Below are 18552 nucleotides of genomic sequence, written 5' to 3' on the forward strand. Positions count from 1 at the left end.
ACGTCCAAACGGCGTATGATATGATCGCTCGCGAAAAACGGTAGCCCTTGAGGCGGGGCAAGACTGCTAAATTACTCATCGAATTCGACTACAAGATACTGCAGGCTGAAACAACTTGGCAATACCCTATACGACTATCTTGTTGGTTCAATGCCAAACTGCCCTGTTTCGAATGTACAATTTGCTCTAATCCTTAAGTCCAAATCGATAGCTTTCATTGACTACAAGTGCATTTTCAACTGCTTGTCTTATACGCATGCCGTTGGGCATTTTGGACGCAAAACAATCGCGATTATTCTCTGGGTCAGATTTGCCGGTATCCTTTTGAACGAATGCAGACAACTTTAAAAAGTAGGGTCCTATCTTTCCTAGCCGCACAAACCAATCTTGCGCGTCCGTCACAAAGCCACTCGTTCTCGAATAAATCACGACACTGGGTTCATAAGCTTTAAAAATGGGTTCAAGAAAAGCCGATATTGTTTCCTCGCCTAGACCTGCTTGCTTATCAAAAGGCGACCCTTCAAAGGCCCCATGATGCATCACGATCAAACCTGGTTTCGCTTTAATAATCTGGGCTATCAAAATTTCGGCGTCAGATGATGCAAACTGATCTTCAAATACGCGCTCAGATATAAACCGCAACGGCAAGTCGCGTAAAATAGGGTAGATGTCATCTATGTTAGTGCGCCCCAACGACTTAGATGCTGTGCAATAGACATTATTATTATGACTTGAATCGATAAAAACCGCCATCGGCACCTGGGCAAGTGCATCATCAATAATTTTGCGGATTACCTTATCATCTTCCAATGATCCGATATCGTTTCGGGCCATATCTTGCAGCGCTCTGATCGTAGCGCCCGACCGGTAGTAGGCTTCTGTCTCTACAGCTCTGGGAACTCCTGCGATTGACGCAATGAGATGAATAGCCCGTCTTTGGGCCTCAAAATCAGTACTTTCATTAAGTCGTTGGACAACATCGCGCACAATATCACCTTCTGCCAAGGACAACTCGCGTTCACGATGCGCCTGCAGCGCTTTCAACTCAGCACTAAGATAAGATTGCTCAGCTTCAAATTTAACACGTTGCGCCTCGAGATTGGTTGTAAGATTTTCCCCGCTCTGGCGAAGGTTTTCACTGCTGAAATGAAATGTCCCTAGTGAAGTAAAAACCGCAACAAGTGCTGGTATAAGGATTGCAGCACTAATCCAACGTTTTTTTTCTTTCGGTACATCTTCGATTATGACGTGTAATTTACGCGGATCTGACATCCTTAACCCCTCAAATTATTTAGTCGCTACAACAAGCTTTTGTATATCTACAGCATATTTTCCTATTTAGGAGCAGAACGCATTGCAGGCGGCAGCCACCAAGTGAACTGAACGGAGCAATCATTCCAGCCATTGTCTAAGTAATCTTCGGAAACAACCATCGCCAAATGATAGTAAATAACAATAATCTTCGCACCGTTCTCGCCGACCTGGGTGGTTAGATTCACCAAGCTTTGTCGGTTTACCCGACGTTCCCTAGAACTGGCGCATAATTGACGGTTGCAACTTTAGCATCTTTCGCATGCGCGATGCTAGATGACAGAATCATGAATAGAATCGTCAAAAGTCTAAACATATTAAATACCCAAAAAAATTCATGTAAGAAAAAGGTTTCTTCCGATTGGTTTAAAGGTCGCCGAACACCATTTCGGCGACCACTGTTGTGCTAAATAGCAATCTCATCGATGGTTATTATCTCACGGACAGCATGTGAGACAGCAGTGGCAGCCAGATTTTCTACATTAAGCTGACTTAACCGCTCGGGGCTGCTAGTGATATCCGCAGCACTATAAAATCCGAAGTCGAGTGATGTCCGTTCTGTCAATTCCGAAATGGAAATTTGGAACAAACGGAAAGGATCAAAGTCGATTGCCTCGATATCGCTCAGAAGATCGTTTTGGGATAGCAAGAAGCAGGCGGCAGTCAAGTCTCCGTCCGCCCCTTTGTATGCGATCAGTTTCCAGAAATCTCTTGGTATCAGCGCGCCACGGTATTCAGGATCATCATCCTTGAATAGGGGGCCAGCAATGACCGACACTTTGATATCCTGTGACGCGGCTTCTTCCAAAATAAGGTTTTCTAATTGGCCCCACAAACCACCCCTGCTGGATTGGTTATACCTTTCATGCTGGGGCGCAATATTGGTGAAGTAAAAGGAATCCTTATTAGCCTGACGAGCTTCCGGAATTGGTCCCCATGCAAGATCAGCTCGACGGGCGATATGCCCACGGTCGAGCTTGTTATCTCGGTAAATTGAGTTGTCTAACTGAAGCTCTGATGTAATTCTCGGGTCGAGACGAAAGCCATGCCGTCCAAGCTGAACTTTGCGTGCGCCATCAATGTTCCATGCAACAAATCGCGCGAGACGCCGCTTTGTACTCAGACAGACCGAAAAATGGGTGTACGGGATGGTTTGTGCACGGCCAAAATTTACCGCATCCCGCTTAATCGATAGCGACATATCCGGCATTGGCGCAAGAAATCCAAGAAAGTCTTTATCAAATCCTGCGCGCGCGCCCAGAGCCTCGATTTCATCATCGTCAATTGTAACATCTGATGGTGGGGACAGACTAAAGTTCAGCTTTTGTTGGATGGATCGGGGATAGCAGGCCAAAGCGTGCTCATCGGGATTTCCGTTTCCTTCGCCTGCGAAATGCAGGCCAGCAAATATATCCGTCGCAACGTCCCCTTTCGCGATCATCCAGCCACTACCAGAATCGCCCCCCATACTGATTTCATTATTGAGCGCGGGGTGTGCTGGATCAATTCCAATCTCGAACCCGCCAATCTCTTGCTGACCAGTGTGCCCCCCATAATTGATCTTTGCCATCACGTCGGTACGGCGTACAATCCCGTATGTCGTTTCGGTTGTACGGCCGGTCTTCACCACAGGATCGTCCAAATCCACTTCGGCCATAAGCTTGGGTATGACACCGAGATTATGGATTGAACGTTCAAAGCCACGGTTTTGTAACCGTGCCAGAGCACAATCACCTGCTGCGCCGAGATGACTACGCAACAAAAAACCACAAAAATTATCGTCAATATTGTTATCATCATGCGGTCCTGGTTGGACAATGGGGTCGCCAACTTCACCGGTGTTACCGTGCAAAACATGCCAGTTTGACAAAATACAAGGTGCACCCGTGTCAGCATCAAAGACGATCAAGCCAAGTGTGCCCGCTGTTCCGTCGACATGACTGACGCTGGCACCAGGAACAACAGGATCAAGACGGGATTTCAAAGTGTTTGCAATCTCTCTTTCTACTAACTTGAATGAAGGTTCGTAATTTCGTTCAAGCACATCTGTGGGAACTGTAAATCCCTCTATCTCAATTTCGGTTGGAAGCTCCTTGCTGCCCAAAGTCTCAATGACAGATGTTTCTGCTTTTTGCCCTACTGTGAAAACAAGGCCAATGTCCCCATCACCATTTTTACGGCCAACACCAATGGACGTAATGTTTGGATCGAGCAGATAACCTGCTCCCTGTGCGCGTACATATCGGCGTAACGCATCGCGGAGTTTTGTATCCTGTAATGTCTTTTTTTTGGGCATTTTTTCCTCCAATGTCTTCTACCAAAATAAAATCCTAAATCATCTTATGATTGTACACATATCATGATTTCTACTAATTGGATATGCGGGCCAGAATAAGTCACTCAATTCAAATTATTGACTTTAATTAGCGAGGTCATTGTTGAACATGAAAACTGGTCAAATCGGCGAAGCCACATTAATTTGGTACAATTGGTAGGATCAGAATTAAATTATTTGACGACGAATGCACAGTTCAAAAAGAATTCGCCCGCTGGAAAATTTCTAAGCAGAATCGCGGATACCTCCCAAGCGGCACCTATAGGGACAAAAATGAGAACGATCTGCACAACGAGTAACTCATTGGAACACATCGCCATATATTCATTCCAGTTATTCATAAATTTCATGGAAGTAGATAACCAACCGATTTCCACAAACGCCAACTTTGAAGTTTCTTCAATTTGACCATGACGACTAGGCTACGTCTCGGGGCCTTCGCTTATTGACGATAGATCACAGAAATCTTGCTTAAACCGATTTTCCAAGTCTCTGACAAAAGGCGCATCGAGCTCCTCAAGATGTTTGACGAGCGCCAATTTCTTTGATGGATCTTCCGTCAGATTGAAAAGGACATAATTGTGATAGGCCGCATCAAACCAAGCCTCAATTTCAACTGGCTCCTCTGACGCGCAACACAATTTTTCAACATGATCATACCACAGAGCTGCTTGTATTGGGAATGGTTTATCATGAGCTGTCACATAGGCTGATAGGGCTTTGATTGCTTCGCATTTTAATATTGGGTCATTGGCCCCTTTATCGACAAAACTCAGGATATCTTGTGCTATTGGCTCAAATCGCTCTACATCCAGACCAGCGACTGAATCTATGCAACCAGTGAACGCTTCGCAGTATCGCGCCTTCTGTTCGTTTTGAGCATTGGACACCATCAGATGCATATGTGCTTTTTCTAGCACGTTCATACGATCACCTATCATATCTTCAGGTAAGCCAACCATCAGATTGAACGCCGCTTCCATCTGATCAACCAGAAGAACTTCGCTTGCCTCATGCTCACTGAGGTCAAAATTTAGAAGTAGATCAAACAAAGTTAGAGCTTTTTTGGGCTGCGTCTCGGCAAAATCCATGATCGTGTTGTAGATCATCTCTGACCGAGTAGGTTCATACTCTCCAAAGTCACTTTCAAAGACCATTTTGAGAAAATCATCCGGTATATCATCAGGGAAATCTTCGGTCATTCGACTGAAAAAGTCAGCAAACCAAGGAGCAAGTTCAGCACCAATCCGCACAAAGAATTTTTTCATATTAGGGGTCGCTTTGGACCATTCTTCTAATACGAAGACTTCCCCCAGAATATCAGGTTCCAATGGTGGTACTGCTTCAACGACCTCATAGCCATAGATGGCCGATAACCGTTGCTGAAAACCCTGCTCTTCTGCCTTCGGCAGATAATCCGAACAAAAATGTGAAGCTGGTCTGGATAGCCATTCTATTGGATAACCTGCGGTCATAGTTGCTACGGCAACGAGTGATAGCTCGGCGTCGGTGACTTCTGCCGGTTGCCAATAATTAACCTGTTCGTGATCCAGCACGTTGTCTACCAGCTCGCGCCGATCCCAGCCGCGTGGGTTTTCCCCTCTCGATAACGCATCTGCCATAAATGCTGCATAGAGCGGGCGCATTTCAGGGTCTATTGACGCCAAAGTCGACAGAGTATCGTCGGGATCAAGTGTCTTAAGCCTATCACCTACGATGTATTCAATAATTGGCCAGACATTATCTGGGGCGAGAAGCTCTAATGGATCTTCAAAAACAGCTTCCTCAACTCGTCCGCGTGACGATCGTCCCTGATGGATGATACGTTCAAACCATGAACCATTGATTTGGCGTTCCAGCAATAGGACACGCACAGGCCAATCAAGATCAACACGTGATGAGAGAATTCCGAACATTTTTTCGACCTGCTCTGATTGGCGGGCTGCATAATCAATAACGATGAAGGTTGGAAAAGTCGGTTGCCATCGACCCCAATCAAAATAGGGATCATTACTTATATTGAGAAATCCAGCTGCTGAGCCATAGGCACGCGCATCATTCAGAAGAAACTCTAGGGCCAGTCGACTTTTGCCGGTACCACCTAATCCGAGAATGAGATACCATGAGAACATGGTATCTGTGTCGCGAAAGTTGCATAGCGAAGTCAGGCTTTCATCATCCCCTATAAAAGGGATGGCACGAGATCTATAGACAAAGCGCATTGATTCCGTGGCTGGCTCAATATGCAATTCAAGAAGAGGCTGCGGATTTGAATTGCTTTCTATGAGAGTTTTCAGCTCTGTAATGCTAGTCAATGCATCAGCTGTTTGTTCCATCAAGGCAATTTGACCGGATAGACCCGGATCAAGAAGTGCGTTCAGATCGTGGGCGGTCGGACTTGTTGACTTCAGGAGTGCTTCAAAGGTCTTTTTTGCATTGTCTTTTTCAATAATGCGCCCTTCCAAGCGGTTCATTGCATGAAAAAACTTCTCCACGCCCGGCACTTTAAGAAGAAGCGTGATAACTCTAATTGGCGATTTTTTGCTGAGCTGGCTGTTAACGCCTTTAGCCAAAGATAGAACAACTGGTGTGAGCATTTTCACAGACAGCTGAGCAAGCCATTTCGGGCAGTCCACTTCCACGAGGAGCTCAACGAGCTGAGCTTTGAGATCAGCATTGGTGAAGGCTTCATCTATACCCAGTTCAGACCATCTCTTTATGATGGATTTAACATCTTCGACGGTGAGCTTTTTTGCGGGTACAGTCATTGAGCTCTCCCCTCACCCGTAGCATTGAGCGCATTTTCAATGTTTTGAATTGAACCTAAAATGTCTTCGATCTTTGGTGCATCCCCAAAGATCATCGCCTCGGTATTACGATAGTCTGCGCGCAAGCGTTCAAGCATCGGTTCTGGGGGTACAAGTGTGAAGGTTCCAGTAGCAGCACTGTTCAGATCAAAGGCAGGTCGATTAAAGAATGTTTTCGCGTGGGCCACGCAGTCACGACCCAAAGCATCGTCCGCTATGGCACGTTGACCGATATCTGATGCAAACATACAATGCAGATCATAATAATGACGGGAGACCCTTTGACCGTCTTGTTTAAGTACACCGCGGCTCTCGAACCAGTTGTACAATCCATGAAGGATGACCACCTTGTCCCAGAACGTTCGTTCAGCATCAATTGTCGTGACGTCTGGGATCATAAGATCCAGATTACTTACATCATCTGAAATGTAAGGTGCAATTGTACGAGGGGCGTTAGGATCAAGTGCTGATTTTGCGCCGGATTCAATTTTAACAGCTGCCTGTACATATCCCGTTTCGCTGTCGTCCACTCTTGGATACCAAACAAGCAGAGTTTGCCCTGTCTCATCTGACGAGTCGATCTCGATGCGACCCTTCCCGTTTGTGTCTTCTAGGATCAAGTTAGAGACTGCTTCCAAGAGCGGACCCGTTATATAAGCTCGGCAGTCATTTTTTATAGCATCGAGAGCGGCTTTGCGTTTTCTGTTTGAAAGAGCGCCTAATTCTTCGGGCGTTTGAGTATGCCCGAGATCGTCTCTAAAGACGGTGACATCAATATCTTCAGAAAACCTATTGATAAGCCCATAGGCTTTTGACAGGGATGTACCGCCTTTAAATAACAATCGGGGCCCATTGTCCGGCACTCTATGATAGAGGCAGTTAAGCGTCCAACAGACCCAAAAGTCTTTTTCAATATTGATCAGTGGCGCGCCAAGGCGCTGCGCGGTCATCAAAAAAAGATCTGACCGTTCTGCAGCCGTTGCGGAAATGACTGTCTGATAATCTAGCGCGCTCATATCAAATCCTTTTGTTGCGCTTCCAACAATGGCTGCCGCAATGTTTCCTGCATCCAAATGGGCATTGCTGACAGACCCTGCATCAGATCATCGAACAACTTCTGGCCGCTTTGTGCATCGTTCAGAAGTGCTTCAATTTTACGCCTAATCTTGAAATTTTCTTCTTTGTCTGCGAGGATATCATGAAGCCAATGAAGCGCCTGTACTAGATACATCCCGGGGCGGCCAGCCCAATAAAGGCGGCTAGGGACAGCTTGTTTGAAGATTATTTTCTGCTGACCAAGTTCAATTGTTTTGAGGCGCGCGTCGACCAGAACTTCTATTTTAGCTGGAACAGCATTTGTGAAACCCAAAGTATTGGCGGCAGTCATGCCATCAATCAACCATCTGACATGATCGCGCCGTGTAACGGCTTCGATAACCGCCCTATAGTCTGGTACGGTTTGTTTACCGGTAAGACTGTTCACACCCGGAAGATCATAGAGGCCACGTTCAATGCGGCGCAGATGGTCATTTTTGACCATACGCTGTAGCGCTTTATCGACAGCAGCACGGCTACCAAGGTCAGCAAAGTCGGCAGGAGTCCACACCTTTTCTTTCGCATTTTGGATGCGCGCAAGGATGGCTTCGGGCAGATGTTTTGTCTGTTTTACGTTCATGATGTCCTAAATATACCACAAACTTCGGACATATGCGAGTCCGAAAAATACTACATATTTCGGACATTAAACAAGTTTATAGAATTAATCTCAACTGAAAAATGATACGCGCATTCTATTATAGTCTAGTTTACTGCAGACGTTACGATACAGGAAACCGCGCGTGCGCGGAGCTCCTTTTCTTACTACCGCGTTCACCACGAACAACTGCAATACCTTTTCCATCAAGATCCGCTAAACTGCGATGGAGCCATCGTCAACATGACAGTACCAGTTTTTGTTGCAATTTGAAACGATGCAATAATGATAAACCAATGTGCAGCGTCAAAAAGTTTGATCTAGTGTGGTGGAAATTTGAACAAACTGAATTTCTCGGGCTACATGGATGCTCGGATTATATTCACCGATTACAATCATGGTTTATCGAGAATTGACCAACTGATATTGAAGGCTATTTGTTTGAACCGTTGTCCAAATCACCGCCCAAACTGGACAATTTGTTAACCCTCCATTAGGGTTAATAGCGTATTAACCATGTTTATTGAGTCAATATTCATTTGCGCTTGTTATCTTCACTAACAGTGTAGGAGACAAGTCTCATACAAAATAGGCCGCCGATTGGCGACCTACCATTGTGATGCATTTTCTTGTCGTCTAGCTCGTCAGAAAGTTGGCGGCAAGGAATGCTGTCGTAATAACGGCGCATATGGCCATTATCCATTGTGGCGATGTGAATACCGACCACATTACTTTTTTAACAGTTTTGTATATTGAGAATTTAGCTTCCTTTCTTGGTTTTGGGTAGAAATCAAACTTGAGTGTATTCACCAAAATTTAACTTTTACCTAAGGCCCCATTAATAATTGATTAACCTTTCTAATTTTTTAATTGGCAGACTATCAAATACGTTGAAAATTTTTCTTAATTTTGGAACTTGATTTTTCCTTACTAATTAATTTGATCCCATCCTTGACGAAAACCAACTTTCATCCCCTATTTTTTCGAAAGTTCTCATAAGGCCCTTGATAAGGGCCAAATACGTCGAGTAGTTCATGCCGATGAATACTCTGTAATATTTTATCTACATAAAATATATTATGCGGATAAATCCGTCCGGCATGTGTCACCAAACTCTATACATAACATACTTTATGTATATACTAGTAACATGTCGAAGATACAACTTAGGGGAAATAAATGAGTGATGACAAGAAAGCGGATCCATCATCAATTAGCGATGATATGAAAGTAGCCATTAGAAAGGAAGTCATATCAAAAATATCGAAAGGCATCGTTGCTGGTGGAATTAGTCTAGTACTCTTAATTTTGGGTGCGTCCTATATCCTAGTGAAGTCACAGTTGCCATCCTGGTTGGGTTCAGTACCGGAGGGTGCGGTTGTCGCATTCAATATTCGTGCGGGTTGCCCTGATGGATGGAATCCATATGAGAGGGCATCTGGAAGAACGATTGTTGGAGCATTGTACAGTGGTACTGAGGATAGACCGTATCTAGAACACGAAATTCTAGATGCCTCTAATTATCATTTCGATGAGCGACGTGGTGAAGAACGGATCGCTCTCGGCCCCGAGAATATGGCAAATCATTCGCACGAGTTTCGGGGTAATGCAATTACCATGTCTGGTAAAGGTACAGTTCACGGCTATAATCAGAATGCTAGGCCTGCCCTAGGCTCCACAGCAGATGTAAATACAGATCTTCCCATAAGCGGAACAGTTATGTCTGAGGTTAACGGTGGTGAGAAGTTCAGCACCATGCCACCTTATGTTGCTTTGTACTATTGCGAGAAAGTCGCGTCATGAGCATTGTTCCCATCTCGCGATCATCTGCCCTTGCCAAACTTTCTCCATTTGAGCAGCTGGCAAATATTTCGGAAGAACGCGTCTGGCTGGCCAATTTTACATCCAAACAAACGCGCGATACCTATAAAAATGCGATTAGTGATCTGATAGAATTTCTTGAATTGCGTTCAGCTGATGAACTACGTGCCATCGATCGCGCGCATATTATTGCCTGGCGTGATCATCTGATGGAACATGGTGCGAGCAATAGTACTGTTGTAACGCGATTGTCTGCCGTATCCTCGATGTTTCAGCACCTATGCGAACGACAAGTAGCCCCCAAAAACCCTGTGTCCGGGGTCAAGCGGCCAAAAGTGTCCTCGCAAACCGTCAAAACGCCGGCACTTGCTACCCATCAGGTGAGAGCCATGCTCGATATGCCTGATACTTCTACATTGCAGGGCTTGCGAGATTGCGCATTGCTTCATGTTTATTTCTATGCCGGTACGCGCGTAAGTGAACCGTGTAAACTGCGTGTAAGAGATCTAACGGAGGAGCAAGGCGTTCCGGTATTAGACTTTGCTGTGAAGGGTGGCAAATCACTACGCGTCGGCATTCACCCAGCATGTGTTCAAGCCATCCATGCCTACATGGAGGTGATGAGAGCAGAGCAAGGTGAGGCCTATTCCGGTGATGCATGGATGTTTCAGGCGATTATGAACGGCACAGACGGCCCCATGACACGATTGCAGTTCTATAATCTGTTCAAGAAATATGCCATCAAAGCTGGCTTGCCCGTTGACACCGTTCCGCATTCCGCCAGGGCAACCTTTATTACAGAAGCACTTGATCGGGATCATCCGTCTGATGCCGTGCAAAAAACAGTCGGTCATGCATCGATTACTACCACACTAGCCTATGACAAGCGCCGCAAGAAGGTGAAAGATTCAGCAAGCTTTGTTGTTCGGTATTGAGTTGTTTTTGAGGGGACGCTGTGAGCCAATTTGGGGTCAGTTGAGAATCCAAAAACTCACATGAGAGCAAAGGGTTTCGGCCTATTTTCTAGTTGATCTGGCGAGATTCTGTAAAACTAGTCACAACATTTCAAAACTTCTGATCCTGTTGGTTCAAGATAATTAATTTCCTGTAAGCTCTCCCTATTTGGCGGGAAGAAAATTATATCAGAGCCTTTATCTGTTTCTGATAGCAAATCATATAATGGTCCTGATCCTAAGCTATTTATCAGGCCAAATGGCCTTGGCGGCAAATGAATTTTGTCGAAGTCGCTGTCTCGTTTCATAAATATTTTTTGCAGCATATTCAGCGACATGACCTCTGATGAAACTTTCCCTACAAGTGCCCACACAAATTGCCACGCTAAAGGTCCTACCCATCTAGCATAGGTATTTTTGTGTAACCTTTCGTTTGATTTTGAAGTTGTTTCTTTCTCAAATGACAATAACCATGTGTATGCCTTAGTACCAGGCTCAGTTGCATAATAAATCCGACCAAATTTCAAAGCATCAGCATAAATTGAATCGATATCATCGGATGTTTCAATAATTAATTTTTCATTGGATAAATAATCAGCGCAATTGTCAAAAAGCAAAAGGAACGGAACATCAAATTTTTCCGAGTTAAACGCATTATCTTCATTCTCCAGCAAGTTGAGATATTCAGGCTGAACTGAGATATTTTTAAACACCAACATTGATTTGATGATGTCTATATCAGATATCATGAATTTAGCTAAACCTTTGGTCGATTTTAATTTTGCTCCATTTTTAGGCATAATCAGATTACCTGGCAGCATAAATCTCTGCTTACTTTGTTTATGAGCATAAGCATGGGAGGCAATATATATAATTATTCTCGCATTTGCGGCGCTTCCATCACTTATAATCTTTGCTTTTAAGGCTGCAATTGCATTAAATACATCGTCACGAGAAACTCGTTTCGTTTCATGCTCTACTGTTATAATTTGCTCGGTAAGTAATAGGCCAAATTTTGCTCCGCTTTGTAATAATTGATCTGCAACTACCTTTGCAGAATGTTTTGGTGCATCGAAGCTTGCAAATTGTTTATCCACGTAAGAACTAATGCCAATTGAGAGAAAATACACCACGGGATTGTTGGTACTTTCATTAGCAAAAGCAGTGTATTTGTTGAGTATAAGCGTATGCAAAAAGATTAATAAAGCAAAGGCATATTTTCCATTATGGTATTGTTTTATCATGTGAAAGCGCGCAACTTAAATCCATCACCTTAATTTGCAACATTCAACTTTTTGAGTGCCGGTGGCAGGTGCTGTTTGCCAGATTTTCATTCTTTGCCTTTTGGTGGGTATGAAGTCCACATCGGCGACGTCCTCTCTGAGGGGGGTTGAGACTGCGAAGACAGGATCTGGGTATTCATTTGAATTATCGATGTTGCGGGAAAGCATCTCAGCGTCAAATGAGCGTAAAGACATGGCTTCGTTCGGGTTTTTATTATGCAGAACACGCGCTAAGTGAATGGCCAATGGTCCTACACTGGGTGATAATCCGTTTTTGTCCTCATATTCCTCTTTCAACAGGTCAGAGGGTATAAACATCGTGTTGGCCATCTCACCTGGTTTTGCAGCGTAATAGGCGCGCCCTGCATCCAGTGTTGCGCTATATTGCGCATTGACCATGAGCTGCATAACCGGATTTGATTGTACCAGCTCATAGCGGAAACCATCATTGCAATTGTCTAAAAGCAGAACAAAAGGGATTGGTGCATTGTCAAATGGCGCAGCGCCATAGGAGGCTGCTTTTTGATTTAAATAGTCAGAATATTGTGCCTCTAACTGGGTTTGTTCGATGAGGCGCTGGAAACCATTGGCATCTGACATGCGATCTGAAGTCAAATCATCATCTAAATGCTGGAACCTTGGATCGCGTCGGAAGCTCATCATGGATGTGAGAATATCGAAATTAAAAATCGAGCGTTTTGCCAGACGGAATACATCATTTTGCACAATGGGTTGGGGATCGACATTTAGGTTCCCCGGCATCATATAGATGTAATTGCTAACTTTATCTGCCAGACCATGGGAGACGATGTAAATAATCACACGTGCTTTTTTTGAACCGTCACGGCGAATTTTCTGCTTCAAATCATAGAGTGCCTGATATACATCCTTACGAGAAATGCGAGTTTTGTCATTCTTGCTATCGGTGAGTAATATGCCGTATCTCGCACCATTTTCCCGCAATAATTTTGCCACCAAAGTGGCTGATTTTTTTGGCGCATTGAAGCTTGGAAAATCAGGATCGATATAGGAGCTGCCACCGACAGCCAGAAAGTAAAGATCAGCGGGGCCTTTTGATGGTGATGGTGAACGCGCCAAGGCGTTTGATGCGGTTAATAAAAACAGGGCCGTAACGATGCTTAAGATGATTTTGGTGACATTTTTCATGACGTGCTCCTATTTACAATTCTCAAAATCGACAACCCAATGGAAAAAGAATAGCTGACTATAAAACCATTTGCTTGTCAGTCTTTTGACACTCTCAACTTTCGAATTAAAATTTGCCATGATGGTCTGTGGGTTTCGAATTGCTTCATCCTCGATAAACCGGGCATCTTTTACTGTTTCTGCAATGCAGATTTTGAAGTCTTTGCGCAAATCCGCCGGCAAGTCTTCATAGAGTGTTTTGAGCTTCTTTCGGGTTTCCTGCAGCTCTTCATCACCCCAACGCCTGCTATTGTTTGTTTGTGCTTCTACCCGTTTTTTTGATCTTTCAAGCAGGGTAAGAATTTGGTCTTCCGTTTCAGTAACATATGCATATGTTCCGCTAATATAAATTGAAAAAATTGCTATGATTATCCCAATTATCAACGAGCTTAATATAAAGCGTTTTAGTAACTCAAGAAAATTTAAACGTTTTGGCCCAGAATTATTTTGATTTTCTGGTGTTGGATTACCTTCCGTTTCAGACATGATTACTCCAATGGCTCTTTTGTAAATCTAAGCTGAAATTTCTTTATCCCATCTTGTTTGCAACTGGTTGTGATGACGAGAAGAGATTGTTTGATCTGTCTATCATTGATTGAAAAATCGCAGATCTTTTCAAATTGTTTCACGACCAGTTCAATGACACCTTTGGACTTATTGTCTATAATGGACCATTTGTAACTTTGTGTGTTACCATTCGCATCGTAACGGCAGGAATGAAGAACATTTTGCTGGGGAGCATAGGTGATTGTTTTTGTGTCAAAATTAAACATAATATCGTAGAATAAACAGCTCAGTTCAATCTCTTCTTTCTGCCCTAATGATTTACTGCTATCCTTATCGAAATGCCACCTTTGCGGCTGGTAATAGATTTGCTCTATGCCAAATTCACCAAAGACTATGAATTTTTCGATTTCTGACGCGCTGAGTTTTTTCTCGTCAGCTTGTGCAGTTGATGCGAGAACTGAGAAGAGAAAAATCATAAACAAATGCATGGCCCCTGTTCCCTTCCTAGATGGAATATTTTGATACTTGTAATTGCTCGCGTCATGTAACTCAAGGTTGGATTGGATATCTGTTGCTTTTATGCTCTCCGACATGAATTGTGAAACAAATGTTGCTGTAGGTCGGCAATTGTCATTCACGTACAGCATAGTCTGTCAATGGCAGAAATATGAGGACTTAGCGAAACCTCATCCACCACTACACTTATGTACGACAAACGTGATAATCACCCAAAACGTTCCGCTAGTTTTGCCGTGGACTATTGAGTTTATTTTCGCTTTTGCACATTGTTGATGGATCATGTTAACTACCTGTCTGACGTGTAAAGTTGTTGTGACTTAGCATTTAATTACGAGACCACATATTCAATTATTTCAGTTGATTAGTTGAGCATCAAATTATAAGACTTGGCACTTTATTTGAGACTATGACTTGATTATTAGCATCTTATTTGAGACTATGGCTTCGAAGTTTTCCTTATATAGAGCTGCCATGGTTGATCCACTTCCGGAAGAAATTGACGATATACTGTGGCAAGAAGCTTGTCGGAGAGCAGAAGTAATTCGTGAAACTCTCAAAGACAGCAAAGACCAAACTACGGCGGCTGACATTAAATATCTTCGAGATAAACTTGGCCTTAGTCGCTCGAGCGTATTCCGACTCATCAAACAATTTCGCGAAAATGGCACTACGATGGCTCTGGTAGACCGCAATCGTGGTCGCCCGGCCGGTCATCGCGCTTTAGATCCGCAACGTGAAGACATAATCAAAAAAGCGGTGCGAAAGTATTATCTAAAGCCAACACGGCCGTCGGTCTCACAGCTTGTTCGAGACATACAGACAGACTGCAAAGTAGCAGGATTAAAGCCGCCACATAGACGGACAATAGAAGCACGCCTCGACGACTTGGATTTACGCCAACGCGCAAAACGCCGTGGCGAAAAGAAGAAAGAGAAAAAGGCAAGAGCTGTTCCCGGGCAACTCCGCGCATCAAAACCACTTAACATTGTTCAAATAGATCACACCAAGGCTGACATATTTGTGGTCGACGAAGAGACGCGTAAACCCATTGGACGCCCCTGGCTGACATTGGCTATGGACGTCTTCAGCCGTATGGTAACAGGGTTCTATCTTACGATGGAGGCACCCTCCCGGCTTTCCACTAGCCTATGTCTTTTGCATTCAGTCTATGACAAAACAGCCTGGCTGAAAGAACGGGATATCGAAGAACCATGGCCTGTTGCTGGCCTTCCCGAGAGAGTGCATGTGGATAATGGCGCAGATTTCAGGAGCCATGCATTCAAACGCGGTTGCGAAAATGCCGGTATTGCAATTGATTGGCGCCCTCCCGCAACACCTCACTTTGGCGGCCATATTGAGCGAATGATTGGCACTCAGATGGGGCGGCTGCACCTCCTACCTGGAACGACATTTAGCAATGCACAGGATCTTGCAGATTATGATTCCAAACGACACGCAGCCCTTACCCTACGCGAGCTGGAGCGCTATATTGCACTGGACATTGTCGGCGCCTATCATCAGTCAATTCATAGTTCCCTGAGCCGTCCCCCTTTGGCAGTCTGGCGAGATAATGAAGATGTCACACCACTTCGAATGCCAGATGATCGCTTGCAATTTTGGATATCCTTTTTGCCTGAACAAGAACGGACCCTGCGCCCAACTGGGATACATCTTTTTGATTTGCGTTACTGGTCACCCGCACTCAGCGCCGACGTTGGCCGCAAACAACGGAGGCTTCTAGTAAAATACGACCCACGTGATATGTCACGGGTATTTGTGCGCCGTCCTTCAGGTAATTTTGTCGAGGCACGCTACGCTGACCTGACCTTGGCCCCAATAACCCTACACGAGGCTTTAACAGCGCGACGAACATTGCGCGAAAAAGGTCGCCGGGAAGTAGATAGCCGCACCATCATACGGACAGCACTTGAGCAAAGAAAAATGGTAGATGCTGCTGTTAACCGAACTGCGGCGACGCGACGCGGAAACAACCAGCTGAGCCAAATAGGCGATGAGAGGGAAATAGGCACGCTCCGCGGTGTGGACTCCAGCAGGCCAGTGCCTTTTGTTGAAGATACAGAATGAGCTGGAGACACTATGACCAATACAACGACCCACCTAACTGCCAACGCGGCAAACCTATTATCTGAACCTGAAGCTGGACGTATTCGCGCTATCAAGTCCCGCCGCTGGGTACTCTATCCACGTGCCAAACAAACTCTCGACCGCCTGGAGGAACTTCTCGAACACCCAAGAGGAACACGAATGCCTTCAATCGCCATCTACGGCGATAGCGGGATGGGCAAGACCACGATCATGAAACGCTTCCGAGATCAGCACCCGCCAAGTTTTGATCGCAAGTCAGGAGTTCTTAAAACACCTGTTCTAGCCATGGAAATGGTCAGCCGCCCAGGGGAACGTCGCTTTTATGGTGAGCTTCTTACTCTCCTTGGAGCCCCGCAAGCACCCAGAGCAGATATTGCCCAGATGGAACAAGCTGCCTTGCGCATTATGGCAGCCATCGGCGTGAAAGTGCTGGTGATCGACGAAGTCCATAACATCATCGCAGGAACGTACCGAGAGCAACGCATTGTTCTTAATACTTTGCGTTTCCTCAGTAATCGCCTCCAAATCTCCTTGGTCTGCTTTGGTGTTAATGAAGCACGGGAGGCAATTGGCGGTGATGTACAGCTGACCCGAAGGTTCGAGCAAATTACTTTGGGCCGTTGGGCTGCCAACGAAGACTATGAGACACTCGTTACATCAATCCTCCGCAATACACCTCTTCGAAACCCCTCTGTGCTAACACTAAAATCACTTCGGCGTATTCTCCAAATCACAGACGGCGTAACTGCCAACATTTTTCAAATCATTAACAGCATAGCGATCGATGCCATAGAAAATGGAAATGAGTGCATCACTGACAGCACCGTTGAGAAATGGATGCCCACATTTGACACAGATGCAGCTGTCGCATGAACGATTGTCTACCCGTCACTTTACCACCTTTACCCGGTGAAGTTCTGTCATCGTGGATCAGCCGGCATGCTGATTATTATGGCGTCACACCTCTGAACATGCTGCGCCATTGCTTGCCGGAGATTACGACTCTTCGTGCCCTCGATCTCACGTTATCCAACGATTCAACGAGCCGAATTGCGGAGATGTTCTCCATTAGCTCAAAAGCCGTGCGCGATATGAGTTTTGCAATGTCGCCAAAAGTTGCACATCGGTTTATTGCCAAACAGCCGGTGCACTATTGCTTGAACTGCCACTCTAAAGTTACGGAATCAGCATTCTTAAGAAGCGAACTGCAAGGATGGCGGATCACTTGCCCAATCTGTGGAAGATTCTACCCAGAGCAACTCCCCAACGATTACAGCTCGACTTTTGCACCATATCATGACGCTGCTTTGCGCGGTGAGAAGTTACTGAATGATCACGCAGAACATGGTTTAGAAACTTGGCTTCCTCCATTGGAGATAGCACGGCTTATGCTTATGCGTCGTATACCCAAACCGTTCCCATCTGGCGGCGATCTTTGGCAATACCGGCTTCTAGGCGCCATCATTCCTAATCTTGATATCTTTATCACCAAGCAAAAATCATTCCCTTATTCACCAAAGAACCCAATCCTGCCACTTCAAGTCCGCCCTGCATTGCTTGCAGGTATAGCCATAGTTGAACAATCTGGACCCGCAATGTTGAAGATGCTTCAAGGGCATATGCTTGAAGAAAACAGGAATAGATTTGTAATGGCCACTGACCACCTGATCGCTCCGATATTCGATTGGGGGCAACCGCAACAATTGCAGCTCATATAGGAATAGCAAGCCATCGAGTCTCAAATTTAAATGCCATATAACTCCAATTAAGCCGCAATCTTACAATTAAGTGCTAAGTGACAACGTCCAAACGGCGTATGATATGATCGCTCGCGAAAAACGGTAGCCCTTGAGGCGGGGCAAGACTGCTAAATTACTCATCGAATTCGACTACAAGATACTGCAGGCTGAAACAACTTGGCAATACCCTAACGATCCATGCAACAACGCCAGCCGCACCTACATCTCTTGTTCAAAGTCTCCGATCCACTTCTGGTTTTCAAAATTTACGA

14 protein-coding genes are annotated in these 18552 nt (G+C 44.9%); 5 read left to right on the top strand and 9 right to left on the bottom strand.

Annotation, left to right across the window (positions count from 1 at the left end; translation table 11 throughout):
• Positions 1-186: 186 nt before the first annotated feature.
• The 5 genes from AB2J24_RS19190 to AB2J24_RS19210 all read right to left on the bottom strand — a co-directional run bounded on the left by AB2J24_RS19190 (position 187) and on the right by AB2J24_RS19210 (position 8128).
• Positions 187-1272 carry a hypothetical protein gene (locus AB2J24_RS19190; RefSeq protein WP_367386709.1) on the bottom strand — a complete coding sequence of 362 codons (1086 nt, stop codon included), beginning with the start codon at positions 1270-1272 and terminating at the stop codon, positions 187-189.
• 445 nt (positions 1273-1717) lie between these two features.
• Positions 1718-3607: a DNA/RNA non-specific endonuclease gene (locus tag AB2J24_RS19195; protein ID WP_367386710.1), complete on the bottom strand. Its 1890-nt coding sequence runs from the start codon at positions 3605-3607 to the stop codon at positions 1718-1720.
• A 461-nt stretch (positions 3608-4068) separates the two neighbouring features.
• Positions 4069-6414 (bottom strand): hypothetical protein, encoded by a 2346-nt coding sequence (locus AB2J24_RS19200; protein ID WP_367386711.1) that lies wholly within the window; start codon positions 6412-6414, stop codon positions 4069-4071.
• Positions 6411-7469: a nucleotidyl transferase AbiEii/AbiGii toxin family protein gene (locus tag AB2J24_RS19205; RefSeq protein WP_367386712.1), complete on the bottom strand. Its 1059-nt coding sequence runs from the start codon at positions 7467-7469 to the stop codon at positions 6411-6413. The genes AB2J24_RS19200 and AB2J24_RS19205 overlap by 4 nt, the downstream gene beginning before the upstream one ends.
• Positions 7466-8128 (bottom strand): DUF6088 family protein, encoded by a 663-nt coding sequence (locus tag AB2J24_RS19210; protein WP_367386713.1) that lies wholly within the window; start codon positions 8126-8128, stop codon positions 7466-7468. The genes AB2J24_RS19205 and AB2J24_RS19210 overlap by 4 nt, the downstream gene beginning before the upstream one ends.
• A gap of 1197 nt (positions 8129-9325) precedes the next feature.
• Between AB2J24_RS19210 and AB2J24_RS19215 the strand changes: the two genes are divergently transcribed.
• Positions 9326-9949, top strand: coding sequence for a hypothetical protein (locus AB2J24_RS19215; RefSeq protein WP_367386714.1), 624 nt, complete (start codon positions 9326-9328; stop codon positions 9947-9949).
• Positions 9946-10902 carry a tyrosine-type recombinase/integrase gene (locus tag AB2J24_RS19220; protein WP_367386715.1) on the top strand — a complete coding sequence of 319 codons (957 nt, stop codon included), beginning with the start codon at positions 9946-9948 and terminating at the stop codon, positions 10900-10902. The genes AB2J24_RS19215 and AB2J24_RS19220 overlap by 4 nt, the downstream gene beginning before the upstream one ends.
• A gap of 116 nt (positions 10903-11018) precedes the next feature.
• Here AB2J24_RS19220 and AB2J24_RS19225 read toward each other — a convergent pair whose 3' ends face one another.
• From AB2J24_RS19225 to AB2J24_RS19240, 4 genes are read right to left on the bottom strand one after another with little or no spacing between them, the layout of a single operon-like run.
• Positions 11019-12164, bottom strand: a complete 1146-nt coding sequence (locus AB2J24_RS19225) for a hypothetical protein (protein ID WP_367386716.1) — start codon at positions 12162-12164, stop codon at positions 11019-11021.
• A 24-nt stretch (positions 12165-12188) separates the two neighbouring features.
• Entirely contained in the window at positions 12189-13370 is a 1182-nt protein-coding gene (locus AB2J24_RS19230; RefSeq protein WP_367386717.1) for a hypothetical protein, read from the bottom strand.
• 9 nt (positions 13371-13379) lie between these two features.
• Complete coding sequence (locus AB2J24_RS19235; RefSeq protein ID WP_367386718.1) at positions 13380-13895, bottom strand: hypothetical protein; 516 nt, start codon at positions 13893-13895, stop codon at positions 13380-13382.
• A 2-nt stretch (positions 13896-13897) separates the two neighbouring features.
• On the bottom strand, positions 13898-14404 hold the full coding sequence (locus AB2J24_RS19240) for a hypothetical protein (RefSeq protein ID WP_367386719.1): 507 nt from the start codon (positions 14402-14404) through the stop codon (positions 13898-13900).
• 502 nt (positions 14405-14906) lie between these two features.
• Here AB2J24_RS19240 and AB2J24_RS19245 point away from each other — a divergent pair.
• From AB2J24_RS19245 to AB2J24_RS19255, 3 genes are read left to right on the top strand one after another with little or no spacing between them, the layout of a single operon-like run.
• Positions 14907-16520, top strand: a complete 1614-nt coding sequence (locus AB2J24_RS19245; protein WP_367386720.1) for a Mu transposase C-terminal domain-containing protein — start codon at positions 14907-14909, stop codon at positions 16518-16520.
• 12 nt (positions 16521-16532) lie between these two features.
• Positions 16533-17414, top strand: coding sequence for a TniB family NTP-binding protein (locus tag AB2J24_RS19250; protein WP_367386721.1), 882 nt, complete (start codon positions 16533-16535; stop codon positions 17412-17414).
• Positions 17411-18259 (top strand): TniQ family protein, encoded by an 849-nt coding sequence (locus AB2J24_RS19255; protein ID WP_367386722.1) that lies wholly within the window; start codon positions 17411-17413, stop codon positions 18257-18259. The genes AB2J24_RS19250 and AB2J24_RS19255 overlap by 4 nt, the downstream gene beginning before the upstream one ends.
• The last annotated feature ends 293 nt before the right edge of the window (positions 18260-18552 follow it).

It is taken from the genome of Lentilitoribacter sp. EG35, assembly GCF_040784015.1.
Classification (GTDB): Bacteria; Pseudomonadota; Alphaproteobacteria; order Rhizobiales; family Rhizobiaceae; genus Lentilitoribacter.